Origin of the sequence: Agromyces protaetiae, assembly GCF_030866785.1 — a bacterium.
In the GTDB taxonomy this organism is placed as follows: Bacteria; Actinomycetota; Actinomycetes; order Actinomycetales; family Microbacteriaceae; genus Agromyces; species Agromyces silvae.
Genome location: NZ_CP133018.1, coordinates 3,581,351 through 3,594,056, shown reverse-complemented (window position 1 = coordinate 3,594,056; position 12,706 = coordinate 3,581,351). Strand labels below are relative to the sequence as shown.

Below are 12,706 nucleotides of genomic sequence, written 5' to 3'. Positions count from 1 at the left end.
GGTGTCGGATGCGTCAGGCGCTCACCCAGATCGCCTCGGCCGCGAGGCGCGGCAGCACGACGGATGCCTCGCCGCCGGCGAGGTGCACGCGAACCGCCTCGGGTGAGACATCCGTCACCTCGACGACCGCACCCGGCCCGAGCCCCGCGTCGTCGAGGTCGCGCAGGATCGCGGGGTCGCGGTCGCTGATTCGGATCACCCGGCCGGCGTGGCCGACGGGCGCGTCGGCGAGGAGCGCATACGGCTCGCTCACGAGCGTGCCGTCGGCGGCGGGGATGGCGTCGCCGTGCGGGTCCCGGGTGGGGCGCCCGAGTCGCGCGTCGACCGCCTCGAGCAGTCGATCGGAGACCGCGTGCTCGAGCACCTCGGCCTCGTCGTGCACCTCGTCCCACCCGTAGCCCATCTCGCGGACGAGCCAGGTCTCGATGAGCCGGTGCCGGCGCACGACGGCGAGCGCGTGGGCGCGGCCCGCGTCGGTGAGCCGGAGCGGGCCGTACGGCACGTGCTGCACGAGGCCCTGCGCCGCCATCTTCTTCACCATCTCGGTGACCGACGACGGCGCCACGCCGAGCTTCGCGGCGAGCACGGACGGCGTGATGGGGTCGGGCTGCCACTCGGTGTGGGCGTACACCGTCTTGAGGTAGTCCTCGATGGCGGGGCTGGCGGTCGTGGGCATCGGCTTCAGGATACCGATGGGCGGCATCGGGCGGATGTCTCGAGCCGATCTGCCGGGCACGACAGTCCTCGGGCGCGACCGACTCTGGGGCGCAGCACTCCCTCGGGCGCGACCGAGACCGCCCCGGTCACCTCATGCGGGCGACCGGGGCGGCCGGTTCAGCGGGTGCGATCCTCGTCAGTCGCCCCGCCGCTCAGCGGGCGGTCAGTTGCCGAGACCGCCCAGGTCGATGGCGCCGGTGACGTCTTCGACGATGCCGCCGACGTCCACGCTGCCCATCACGTCTTCGACGATGCCGTCGACGCTGCCGGTGACGTCGCCGACGACGTCGTTCACGTCGGCGTTCACGCCGCCGAGGTCCACGTTCGTCTCGTTGCCCGAGCCGATGGGCGCCTGCACGTCATTGCCCGAGCCGATCGCGTTGCCCGAGCCGACCTCGTTGCCCGAGCCCACGTCGCCGACCTCATTGCCCGAGGCGTTGCCCGAACCGATGTCGCCGGGCGCGACGACCACGGGGCTCGAGTTCGAGACGTCGCCGTTCGCGACGCCACCGTTCGCGACGTCACCGACCACGTCGCCCACGCCGAGGCCGGTCGAGATGCTGCCGACGACGTCGGTGAGGATGTCGGTCCAGGTCGAGGTCGTCGTGTCCGTGGTGGACGAGTCGTTCGACCAGTCGTCGGCCGTCGCGGGCATGGCGAGGCCCGCGGCGAGCAGGCCTCCCGCGGCGAGGGCCGAGAAGCCGATGGCGGTGGCGCGGGTCTTACGGGTGCCGGTGAACGCGTTCATGTGAACTCTTCCTTTCCGTCGTGGATCCGGGCCGGCTACCGTGCGGTGGCCGTGCTGCCCGGGACGTGAAGGGGTCCGGCGCCGGGTCGGAATCGGATTGCGCGGTGGCGCCGACTCGCCCGGGATCCGGGTCGCACGGCGTCGGTCCCTGAGAGATCCTGGGAGCCTCGTCGCCCGCGACGGCGGGCGGCGTGCCGCCGAGGCATCCGGAATCTGAGCGTTGCCTCAGAACGCGATCGGTTCGCCGCTGGTAACTACGCGCCCGTGAACACGAGCCACAGCAGCAGCCCGTTGAGCGCGATGAGGAAGACGGAGGCGCCGACGCCGGCAGCGGTCGTCACCCAGTGGTTCCGCCACCGGCCGAGCAGCCCGCGGCGCGCGGTCAGCGCGACGAGCGGCACGAGCGCGAACGGGATGCCGAACGAGAGCACGACCTGGCTCAGCACGAGCGAGAGCGTGGGATCGAAGCCGAGCGCGAGGATCACGAGGGCGGGCACGAGCGTCACGAGGCGGCGCACGATGAGCGGGATCCGCACCCGCAGCAGGCCGTGCATGATCTCGGCGCCCGCGTATGCCCCGACCGAGGTGGAGGCGAGACCCGATGCGAGCAGGCCGACCGCGAACAGGGTCGCGATGACCGGGCCGAGCGACATGTCGAGCGCGGCGTACGCGCCCTCGAGGCTGTCGGTACCCTCGACGCCCGCGAGATTGACCGCCGCGAGCAGCAGGATGCAGAGGTTCACGGTGCCCGCGATCGCCATCGCGACGGTCACGTCGATGCGGGTCGCGCGGAGCAGGGTGTCGGTCGGCAGCTTGGTCGCGGTGCCGGGGAGCAGCTCGACGCGGTCGGTCCCGCGAGTCACGCGGAACCACGAGCGGATGCCTCGGGCGGCCGTGACGCCTCCGGCCTCGCGCGACCGCGCGCCGGGCGAGACGAAGCGGTCGCGGCTCAGTGCCGAGTGCGCGTAGATCGCGTGCGGCATGATCGTGGCGCCCAGGATGGAGGCCGCGAGCAGGACCGAGTTCGTGTCCTCGAAGCGCGGCTCGAGCCCGGCGAGGAGTCCTGCGGGGTCGGGCGGTGCGATGAACACTCCGACCGTGAACCCGATCGCGATGATCGCGAGCAGGCCCATGATGACGAACTCGAAGGTTCGCGGCCCGCGCTTCGACTGGAGCACGAGCAGGGCGATCGACACCGCTCCGGTGATGAGTCCACCCCACACGAGCGGGATGCCGAACAGGAGGTAGAGCGCCACGGCGCCGCCGATGATCTCGGCGAGATCGGTCGCCATCGCGACGAGCTCGGCCTGCAGCCAGTACGCGCGCCGGCCCCAGGCGTTGCGCAGCCGGCCGCCGAGCACCTCGGGGAGACTGCGGCCCGTGACGATGCCGAGCTTCGCCGACAGGTACTGGATGAGCCAGGCCATCACATTGCCGAGCACGACGACCCAGACCAGCAGGTAGCCGTACTGTGCGCCCGCGGTCATGTTGCTCGCGACGTTGCCCGGGTCGAGGTACGCGACGCCCGCGACGAGCGCCGGGCCGATCAGCCAGGCGACGCGCGGCACGCCGGTGCGTGACGTCCGAGTGGGGGTGGCTGGCGCATTGCGATCGACGGACTCGTCTTCGAGGGTTTTCGGCACGCCTAAATCGTACACATATTTCGGGTCGCCGAAAACCCGCCGCGCGCATGTGTTCTGCGCCGACGCCATCGCCTGCTCAGGAAGATCGCGCCGACCCGCCGCACACGGTGCCGCGGCGCGCCGCGGAGGCATCCGCGCTTCCTGAGCTGGGGAACCGGCGATGGGGGGCGATAGCGTGAGCGGGTGGACGACGAGCGGGCCGCTGCAGGCGAGGCGGATGCTTCAGGCGAGACGGATGCTCCGGGCGAGGCGGATGCTCCGGGCCTGCCCATGCACGGCGTGGGCCCCTGGCCTGGCGGCCCGGACGAGTGGCCCGACGACCCGCACTACGACCCCGAGCTGCTCGCGGCGGGCGACACCCGCAACGTCGTCGACAAGTACCGGTACTGGCTGATGGACGCGATCGTCGCCGACCTCGACGCGCAGCGGCACCCGTTCCACGTCGCGATCGAGAACTGGCAACACGACATGAACATCGGCTCGATCGTGCGCAGCGCGAACGCGTTCGCGGCCGACACCGTGCACATCATCGGCCGGAGGCGCTGGAACAAGCGGGGTGCAATGGTCACCGACCGCTACCAGCACCTCGCGTATCACGAGGACGTCCCGGCGTTCGTGGCCTGGGCCAGAGGGGCCGGGCTTCCGGTCGTCGCGGTCGACAACGTCGACGGCGCCGTGCCGATCGAGGCGTTCGCATGGCCCGCGCGCTGCGTGCTGCTCTTCGGCCAGGAGGGGCCTGGTCTCTCAGTCGAGGCGCAGGCCGCGGCCGACGCCGTCGTCGAGATCACGCAGTTCGGCTCGACCCGCTCGCTCAATGCGAGCGCCGCGGCCGCGATCGCCATGCACTCCTGGGTGCTGAGCCACGCCGACCTGCCGCGCTGACTCCCCGCCCGTTCGCCGCTGCGCCACTTCTGCAGCCCTGCGCCAGTACGGGTGGCGCGCAGACGCGTGACGTGGCGCAGAGCCGAGTCGCTGGGTCAGGCGGCAGTCTGCTGGTGGGCCGCGACGTGCCAGGCGCCGTCGTCGTAGAGGTACGTGGTGGACATGCGGAGGTTCGCGACGTCGTCGCCGCGCTTCGCGACCGCCCGGTAGACGAGCACTCCGGCGTGCTCGCCGAGCCGGATCACGGCAGGCTCGTGCAGCTCGTACTCATCCCACGGCGGAGCGCTGCGAAACGCGGCGATCATGTCGTCGCGGCCGAGCACGGCGCCTTCGATGACCATGAGCGCATCGCGCGTCATCGCCCGCGCATAGTGTTCGCCGCCACGGCCCGCGAGGATCGCGCGCCACCCCGTGTGTTCCTCGTGCAGCAGGCGGGCGGGCAGATCGTCGGTGATCTCGGTCATGGTTCCACGCTACCCGGGTGGTCCGCCCGCGTCACGGGTGAGGATGCCTCGGTGTCGGCGCCGGCCCCGAGGCATCCGCTCGCCCGGGGCGCCGCGTGGACTGGGCGGCACCGTCTCGCGCTCCGCGCCACCTCTGCACTGCTGCGCCACTTCTGGCGGCCAGAAGTGGCGCGGGCGTGCTGAGGTGGCGCGGGCGTGCAGAGGCGGGCGTGCGTGCTGTGCGGGTCCGCGCTCAGTCGGTACCGAGGTCGAACGCCGCGGCCTCGTTCGCGGCATCCGTCGCGGCCTCGAGGTCGCTCTCGGTGACGCCGGCCGCGATCTCGGCCGCCTCGCCCGGGGCGAGGTCGCCGACGAGGGCCGCGGTCGCGCCGCCGACGATGCCGAGCTGTGCGTACTGCTCGAGACGTGCCCGCGAGTCCGCGATGTCGAGGTTGCGCATGGTGAGCTGACCGATGCGGTCCTCGGGGCCGAACGCCTGGTCGCCGACGCGCTCCATGGAGAGCTTGTCGGGGTGGTAGCTGAGCGCCGGGCCGGTCGTGTTCAGGATCGTGTAGTCGTCGCCGCGGCGGAGGCGCAGGGTGACCTCGCCCGTCACCGCCGAGGCGACCCAGCGCACGATCGACTCGCGCAGCATGAGCGACTGCGGGTCGAGCCAGCGACCCTCGTACATGAGCCGGCCGAGACGGCGACCCTCGTTGTGGTAGTTCGCGATCGTGTCTTCATTGTGGATGGCGTTCAGCAGGCGCTCGTACGTGAGGTGCAGCAGCGCCATGCCCGGCGCCTCGTAGATGCCGCGCGACTTCGCCTCGATGATGCGGTTCTCGATCTGGTCGCTCATGCCGAGCCCGTGCCGGCCGCCGATGCGGTTCGCCTCGAGCACGAGCTCGACCGCGTCGGTGTACTCGACGCCGTTGAGCGCGACCGGGCGGCCCTGCTCGAACCGCACCGTGACGTCTTCGGCGGCGATCGCGACAGACTCGTCCCAGAACCGCACGCCCATGATCGGCTCGACGATCGTGACGCCGGCGTCGAGGTCCTCGAGCTTCTTCGCCTCGTGCGTCGCGCCCCAGATGTTCGCGTCGGTCGAGTACGCCTTCTCGACGCTCGACCGGTAGGGCAGGTCGCGGGCCTGCAGCCACTCGCTCATCTCGGTGCGGCCGCCGAGCTCGGTCACGAACTCGGAGTCGAGCCAGGGCTTGTAGATGCGCAGGCGCGGGTTGGCCATGAGGCCGTAGCGGTAGAACCGCTCGATGTCATTGCCCTTGTAGGTCGAGCCGTCGCCCCAGATGTCGACGCCGTCTTCCATCATGGCGCGCACGAGCAGGGTGCCCGTGACCGCGCGGCCGAGCGGCGTCGTGTTGAAGTAGGTCTTGCCGCCCGAGCGGATGTGGAACGCGCCGCACTGCATCGCGACGAGCCCCTCTTCGACGAGCGCCGAACGGCAGTCGACGAGGCGCGACAGCTCGGCGCCGTATTCCAGCGCGCGACCGGGCACGGCTTCGACGTCGGGCTCGTCGGGCTGTCCGAGGTCGGCGGTGTACGTGCAGGGCACGGCCCCCTTCTCGCGCATCCACGCGACGGCCACCGAGGTGTCGAGACCACCGGAGAACGCGATGCCGACGCGCTCGCCGACGGGAAGGGAGGAGAGGACCTTGGACATGCGCACCAGCCTACTTGCGCGCGCGGGCGCGAGACGACGCGGGCCGGATGCCTCGGGCGCGCACGTGTGCCTCGCGACTCCGCCTCCCGGGCCCGCGTGGGGCCCCGCGATACAGTGAGGTGTGACTGCAGACCAGACATCACCGGCGAGCGTGCCCTCGCTCGCCGACGAACCCGAAGTCCGCGCGGCGCTCGCCGAGCGCGAGCGCGGTGCCGTCGGCGAGGTCGTGGCGGAGCATCCGTCGTCCCCGCTCGCGTGGGCCGAACTCGCCGACGTCGCCGACTCGAAGGGGCGACCCGTCGACGCGTTCGCGTATGCGGTCGTCGCGGTCGACCTTGCGTGCGAGCAGCTCCGCGACGCCGGCTGGGAGCCGGGTACGCCGGTGGTCTGGTCGGCCGAGCCGAACCGTGCGTACCTGCGCGCGCTCGATGCCCAGCGCCGCGCCGCGCGTGCACTCGGTCTCGACGCGCGTGCCGAGCGCCTCGCCGAGGAGCTCCGTGCCGCCGACGCGGAGGCGCCCGCGCGCATCGCGAGCGAGTTCACGCCCACCCAGATCCTGTCGATCGCCGACGTCGAAGCGGCCATCGGCCGCGCCACCCCGACCTTCGCCGTCGTCGGCGACGAGGTCACCACGCCCGGCTCGCTCGATGCCGGTGGCGCCGCCGGCGCCGGAGAGGACTGATATGCCCGCGGTCGTACTCGTCGGAGCACAGTGGGGCGATGAGGGCAAGGGCAAGGCGACCGACCTGCTCGGCTCGCGCCTCGACTACGTCGTGAAGTTCAACGGCGGCAACAATGCGGGCCACACCGTCGTCGTCGGTGACGAGAAGTACGCGTTGCACCTGCTGCCGTCGGGCATCCTGACGCCCGGTGTCACGCCGGTCATCTCGAACGGCGTCGTGGTCGACATCGAGGTGCTGTTCGAGGAGCTCGAGGGGCTCGAGAGCCGCGGGGTGGATGTCTCGAAGCTGCGTGTCTCCGCGAACGCCCACGTCATCACGCAGTACCACCGCACGCTCGACAAGGTGACCGAGCGCTTCCTCGGGAAGCGTCAGATCGGCACGACCGGTCGCGGCATCGGGCCGACGTACGCCGACAAGATCAACCGCGTCGGCATTCGCATGCAGGACCTGTTCGACGAGAACATCCTGCGGCAGAAGGTCGAGGGCGCGCTCGATCAGAAGAACCACCTGCTGGTGAAGGTGTACAACCGGCGGGCGATCGGCGTCGACGAGGTCGTCGAAGAACTGCTGACGTACGTCGACCGGCTGCGCCCCATGGTGACCGACACGTCGCTGCTGCTGCACCAGGCGATCAGCGCCGGCGACACCGTGCTGTTCGAGGGTGGCCAGGCCACCATGCTCGACGTCGATCACGGCACCTACCCGTTCGTGACGTCGTCGAACGCGACGTCAGGCGGGGCCGTCACGGGCTCGGGCATCGCGCCGAACGCGATCGACCGGGTCATCGCGGTCGTGAAGGCATACACGACGCGCGTCGGCGCGGGGCCGTTCCCGACCGAGCTCTTCGACCAGTGGGGCGACTTCCTCAGCGAGCACGGCCACGAGTTCGGCACCACGACCGGCCGCCGTCGGCGCACGGGCTGGTACGACGCGCCCATCGCGCGGTACGCGAGCCGGATCAACGGGGTGACCGACTTCGTGCTCACGAAGCTCGACGTGCTGACGGGCATCGAGCGCATCCCGGTGTGCGTCGCCTACGACGTCGACGGCGTGATCATGGAGGAGGTGCCGGTCTCGCAGTCGGACTTCCACCACGCGAAGCCGGTGTACGAGGAGTTCCCCGGCTGGAGCGAAGACCTCTCCGGCGCGCGTGAGCTCTCCGACCTGCCCGCGAACGCGCAGAGCTACGTGCGCGAGCTCGAGGCCATGTCGGGTTCGCGGATCTCGGCGATCGGCGTCGGTCCCGAGCGCGACCAGATCGTCCAGGTGCACGACCTGCTCGACTGACCCGCCCGCCCGCCCGCCCGGCCCGCCCGGCCCGTCCGCCCGCCCCGTCCGCCCGGCCCCGCCCCGCTGCACCACCCCCGCCGAGTGTTGACGAAATGCGCCGAGTGAGTACGAAATGACGACCCGTTTTGCGCGTTTCGTCATCACTCGGCGGGGGTATCGCGCGGCGACTCCGATTTGGAGCGTGACTTCCGTTTTTTGCTAAGGTCGGAGACGGTGCCCCGGGGAGGGCATCGCGACGGTGGGTCCCCTACGCTGCCCGCCGGCGAATCTCGAGCCGCCCGAAAGGCCCGCACATGGCACGCCTGGTTCCGCACGCCCATGCCCACGCCCACCCCGGACCCGTCAGCCGGCGTCCGCGTTCGCGGCGCCCCGTGCTCCGGCGCGTCGGCGCCGTGCTCGCCGCGCTCGCGCTCACCGTGACGTCGGCGGTCATGCTGCCGGCGGCGGCCGTCGCGGCACCGAACCCGGCGATCGTCGTCGGCGATGTCACCGTCACGAGCGCGGACGGCGGCCAGGCCACGGTCGGCGACACGCTGACCGTCTCGGGCACATGGGATGCCACGACCGCAGACCCGCACGAGGGCGACACGTTCACGATCGGGCTGCCCGTCGAGCTCGCGTTCGGGCAGGCCGTGCCCTTCGCGCTCACCGGACCCAACCCGAGCGGTACGAACGTCACGTGGGCGAACTGCCTGACCGACCCCGCGACGGGTATCGCCACGTGCACGCTCACGTCCGAGGTCGCGCTGTATCCCGAGCTGGTGCAGGGCACGTTCGAGTTCGACGTGCAGGCCGTGCGGGCGACGACCGAGGAGCAGGTGGTCTTCAACCTCAACGGCTCCGACGTCCTCGTCGACCTGCCCGGTACGGGCGGCATCGACGACGGCATCGTCATCCCCGACGACTGGACCAAGTCCGGCGCACTGAACGACGACAAGTGGTCCATGTCCTGGACCATCGAGCTGCCGGGGGCACGCCTCGCCGGCCAGGACGTCGTCAACATCCTCGAGGACGTGAGCGACAACCACCAGCTCTGCGACCCGTCGAACCTCAAGGTCGAGACGGTGCGCGGATCGACGGTCGTCGACGTCACCTCGATCGCGGCCACCTCGACCGAGGTCGCCGACCCGTACGACTTCTCGATCGTGCTGACCGCCCCCGACGGCGGGTTCGACCCCGGCGTGACGTACCGCATCAGCTATGACACGTGCACCCCCGACGGACAGATCGACCCGCAGGGCACCGAGTACCTGAACGAGGCCACCGTCGACATCTGGGGCGAGACCTCCGGCGTCATCGGCGTCGAGCAGGACTGGGCGTTCTCGGGGCTGCTGAACAAGCAGGGCAGCGTGCTCGGCGGAGCCAACCGCAACGGCGTCATCCAGTGGACCGTGACCGTCGCGGGCGACCACCTCGTCGGCAAGGACGGGTTCACCTTCAGCGACCTGCTGACCGGCGCCCACGAGCTCTGCGTCGACAGCGCGGGCGGCTACACCGTTCGGGCGCTGAGCGTCGAGGAGCGGTACGGGCCCAGTCAGGCGCTGACGCGCTCGATCGGTGCCGATCTGCTCGGCGCGACCGCCGTGAGTTTGGAACGGACCAGCTTCACGATCGACTTCGACGTCGTCGCCGGCTCCGGCTTCGAGTTCCGCGCATCCGACTACCTCTACGTCATCAGGTACCAGACCTGCGCGAACACCGACGGCCTCCCCGAGGCGGGCACGGCCTTCGGCAACGCCGCGAGCGTCGACGGCGCCATCGACGGCGGCGAGGCGACCGTGCCGGGCCGATCCGAGGGCAAGGGCGGCCGTATCAACACGGCACCGGTCGAGCTCGACGGCGTGACCTACCTCCCGCAGACCACGCTGGGCTGGACGATCACGGTTCCGGGTGAGGAGGTCGCCGAGGTCGGTGGCCCGCTGACGGTCACCGACACCCTGACCGGCGCGCACGAGGTGTGCGCGGGGTCGGGCGGCGACCTCGTCGACCGGCTCGGACTGCGGGTCGAGGCGCGCGACCAGATCTCGGGTGGCGGCCTCGCGACGGTCGACCTGACCGAGAGTGCGGCCGTGGCGCTCGTCGAGGGTCAGATCATCGTCACGATCCCGCAGCCCACGCTCGCGCTGCCGGGCGGCAGCTCTGCGACGGGCTTCAGCCGCGAGTACCAGTACGTGGTCAGCTACGCGACCTGCACGACCAGCGGCGGCATGGATGCTCCGGGCACGACCTACGGCAATGCCGCCGAGGTCGCGGGGAACTCGTACACGCAGTCGGTGACGCAGAACAATCGCGGCAGCGGCACCGGCACGGGCGTCACGCGCGGCTCGGTCGCCATCGTGAAGTCGCTCGCGGACACGCCGGGTGCGGCGTTCGTGCCCGAGAACGCGACGTTCTCGGTGCATGTGAAGGAGATCGATCCGACGGGCGCCGTGCAGATCGAGTACGACCTGCAGCTGCCGATCGACGGCGCGCCGGTGAGCGGGCCGAACTCGCGCGGCACGGGCTGGACGGTCGAGCTCTCCGAGCCCACGTTCCCGACGATTCCCGGCGTGGTCTTCGGCGCGCCGGTGTTCGCCGAGACCGACGGTGTGACGGTGAGCGAGGACGGCACGGTCGCGACCGCGGCGCTCGTCCCCGCGTCGAACATCGCGGTGTCGCTGACGAACTCGGCCGAGCTCGGTGCGGCCGAGATCGTCAAGACGGTCGAGGGTCCGGCTGCCGGCCTCGTCGACGCGGACCGCGAGTTCTCGATGACCGCGGCGATCGACGTCACGGCGCTCGGGGCGGGCTTCCCGGCCCAGCCGGACCGTCAGTTCGCGGTCACGGCGGGCGAGACGTACGTGCTCGAAGACCTGCCGATCGGCGCGACGGTGACCTTCTCCGAGACGCAGCCGACCGATGACGATGTGCTGACCTGGTCCGAGCCGGTCATCGAGCCTGGCAGCATCCAGGTCCTTCCGGCACACCTCGCGGAGCCGGTCGTCATCTCGGTGACGAACACGGTCGAGCGGACTGTCGGCACCTTCGCGCTGTCGAAGACGGTGACGGGTGACGAAGCCGAGAACCCGGCCGTCCCGGCCGAGGTGACGGTCACCGCGACCTGGGATGAGGAGGGCACGCCGGGCTCGACGACCCTCACCCTCCCGACCGACGGCACCTCGGTGCCGTTCGGCGCGGATCTCCTCGTCGGCACCGAGGTCACACTCACGGAGACGCCGCTCGTGAACGGATCGGGCATCGCCTGGGGTGCGCCGGTCTGGTCGGGCACGGGCGTCGAGCTCGCGGGCGAGTCCGCGATCGTGACGATCGGCCGGGATGCCTCGGCCGCGGTCGCACTCCAGAATCACGCCGCCACGTCGACGGCCGGCATCAGCCTGCTGAAGGGCATCGGCGGCGAGGCGGCCGGCGAGGTCGACCCTGACGCGCAGTTCCCGGTGACCGCGACGTGGACCGACGCCGAGGGCGTCGAGCAGTCGAGGGACCTGCTGATCGGCGCGCTCGAGCCGACCTCGCTCGGCGAGGAACTGCCGGCCGGCACCGTGGTGACGATCACCGAGGGCGATCGCCCCGAGATCGACACGGTCGTCTGGGGCTCGATCGTCATCAGCGGTGAGCGCGTCGAGGATGCCGGCGACGGCAGCGCGACGGTGGTCGTCTCCGATCTGCAGGACGACGTCACGCTGGTCACCGTCGTGAACGAGGCCACCTGGGCGCCGGGCACCTTCTCGATCTCGAAGGATGTGACCGGGATCGCGCTCGATCACCCGGATGTGCCCGAGTCGGTCCTGGTCGTCGCGACCTGGCTGGACGACGAGGAGATCGAGCAGTCTCGTGAGCTGACCGTGCCGACCGACGGCACCGTGGTCGACTTCGGCGAAGTCCTGCCGCATCTCACCGAGGTCACGCTGACCGAGGTCGCGCTGGCCGATGCGCCGAGCTTCACGTGGGCGGCGCCGCAGTGGGCGGGCACCGGTGTCGTCGCGAACGAGGACGGCACCGCGACGCTCACGATCGGCGCGGCCACGGTGGCCGAGGTCGAGCTGACCAACGCCGCGATCGCCTCGACCGGGCAGCTCGTGCTCACCAAGGCGCTCACGGGTGCCGGTGCGGCGAAGCTCCCGGCCGACCGGGTCTTCCCGGTGACGGCGACCTGGACGGACCTGCTCGGCGAGCAGCATGAGCGCCGCGTCGAGCTGAAGGCCGGGGCATCCGCGACGCTCGAGGAGCTTCCGCTCGGCGTCGAGGTCCGGCTCGTCGAAGGCGAGACCGAGCGGGCGCTTCCGGGTGACGTGCGCTGGACGGGCGTGAGCTGGGCCTCGGACGACGAGCGCGTGCGCGCCGTCGCCGAGTCCGGGGTGCCGGCCGTCGTGGTCACGGTGTCAGCCGAGCCGGGCGCATCGGTCGCGCTCACCGCCACGAACGACTACGAGGTCATCCCGGGCCTCGCGTCGACCGGCCTCGACCTCGGCCCATGGCAGGCCACCGCACTGCTCGGCGGCGTGCTCGCGCTTGCCGCCGGCGCGTGGCTGCTCGTGCGCCGTCGCCGCTCGCTGGTCGAGTAGCGAGCGCCAGCGAGCGTATCGAGACCCGATGAGCCGATCCTTGGACTCGCTCATCGG

The 12,706-nt window shown here is 71.2% G+C and carries 9 protein-coding genes; 4 read left to right on the top strand and 5 right to left on the bottom strand.

Features of this window, described 5'->3' with window-relative positions:
* Window positions 1-13: 13 nt before the first annotated feature.
* The 3 genes from QU602_RS16400 to QU602_RS16390 all read right to left on the bottom strand — a co-directional run bounded on the left by QU602_RS16400 (window position 14) and on the right by QU602_RS16390 (window position 3,033).
* Window positions 14-676, bottom strand: a complete 663-nt coding sequence (locus tag QU602_RS16400) for a metal-dependent transcriptional regulator (RefSeq protein WP_308797524.1) — start codon at window positions 674-676, stop codon at window positions 14-16.
* 204 nt (window positions 677-880) lie between these two features.
* Window positions 881-1,465 (bottom strand): hypothetical protein, encoded by a 585-nt coding sequence (locus QU602_RS16395; RefSeq protein WP_308797523.1) that lies wholly within the window; start codon window positions 1,463-1,465, stop codon window positions 881-883.
* A 254-nt stretch (window positions 1,466-1,719) separates the two neighbouring features.
* Window positions 1,720-3,033 (bottom strand): Nramp family divalent metal transporter, encoded by a 1,314-nt coding sequence (locus QU602_RS16390; RefSeq protein ID WP_308800208.1) that lies wholly within the window; start codon window positions 3,031-3,033, stop codon window positions 1,720-1,722.
* A 345-nt stretch (window positions 3,034-3,378) separates the two neighbouring features.
* Between QU602_RS16390 and QU602_RS16385 the strand changes: the two genes are divergently transcribed.
* Window positions 3,379-3,990: a TrmH family RNA methyltransferase gene (locus QU602_RS16385; protein WP_308800206.1), complete on the top strand. Its 612-nt coding sequence runs from the start codon at window positions 3,379-3,381 to the stop codon at window positions 3,988-3,990.
* A 95-nt stretch (window positions 3,991-4,085) separates the two neighbouring features.
* Here QU602_RS16385 and QU602_RS16380 read toward each other — a convergent pair whose 3' ends face one another.
* Complete coding sequence (locus tag QU602_RS16380; protein ID WP_308797522.1) at window positions 4,086-4,454, bottom strand: nuclear transport factor 2 family protein; 369 nt, start codon at window positions 4,452-4,454, stop codon at window positions 4,086-4,088.
* 232 nt (window positions 4,455-4,686) lie between these two features.
* Window positions 4,687-6,114 carry an argininosuccinate synthase gene (argG, locus tag QU602_RS16375; protein WP_308797521.1) on the bottom strand — a complete coding sequence of 476 codons (1,428 nt, stop codon included), beginning with the start codon at window positions 6,112-6,114 and terminating at the stop codon, window positions 4,687-4,689.
* Between the two features lie 121 nt (window positions 6,115-6,235).
* On the opposite strand from argG, the gene QU602_RS16370 reads away from it, so the two are divergent.
* From QU602_RS16370 to QU602_RS16360, 3 genes are all read left to right on the top strand, one after another.
* On the top strand, window positions 6,236-6,796 hold the full coding sequence (locus QU602_RS16370; RefSeq protein ID WP_308797520.1) for a DUF3151 family protein: 561 nt from the start codon (window positions 6,236-6,238) through the stop codon (window positions 6,794-6,796).
* Window position 6,797: 1 nt separating this feature from the next.
* Window positions 6,798-8,084: an adenylosuccinate synthase gene (locus QU602_RS16365; RefSeq protein ID WP_308797519.1), complete on the top strand. Its 1,287-nt coding sequence runs from the start codon at window positions 6,798-6,800 to the stop codon at window positions 8,082-8,084.
* 296 nt (window positions 8,085-8,380) lie between these two features.
* On the top strand, window positions 8,381-12,649 hold the full coding sequence (locus tag QU602_RS16360) for a DUF5979 domain-containing protein (protein ID WP_308797518.1): 4,269 nt from the start codon (window positions 8,381-8,383) through the stop codon (window positions 12,647-12,649).
* Window positions 12,650-12,706: the final 57 nt, after the last annotated feature.

What these genes read in the sequence shown, in the direction of transcription:
- QU602_RS16400 (WP_308797524.1), bottom strand. Translation starts at nt 676, where the DNA reads ATGCCCACGACCGCCAGCCCCGCCATCGAGGACTACCTCAAGACGGTG.
- QU602_RS16380 (WP_308797522.1), bottom strand. Translation starts at nt 4,454, where the DNA reads ATGACCGAGATCACCGACGATCTGCCCGCCCGCCTGCTGCACGAGGAA.
- argG (WP_308797521.1), bottom strand. Translation starts at nt 6,114, where the DNA reads ATGTCCAAGGTCCTCTCCTCCCTTCCCGTCGGCGAGCGCGTCGGCATC.
- QU602_RS16385 (WP_308800206.1), top strand. Translation starts at nt 3,379, where the DNA reads ATGCACGGCGTGGGCCCCTGGCCTGGCGGCCCGGACGAGTGGCCCGAC.
- QU602_RS16395 (WP_308797523.1), bottom strand. Translation starts at nt 1,465, where the DNA reads ATGAACGCGTTCACCGGCACCCGTAAGACCCGCGCCACCGCCATCGGC.
- QU602_RS16360 (WP_308797518.1), top strand. Translation starts at nt 8,381, where the DNA reads ATGGCACGCCTGGTTCCGCACGCCCATGCCCACGCCCACCCCGGACCC.
- QU602_RS16365 (WP_308797519.1), top strand. Translation starts at nt 6,798, where the DNA reads ATGCCCGCGGTCGTACTCGTCGGAGCACAGTGGGGCGATGAGGGCAAG.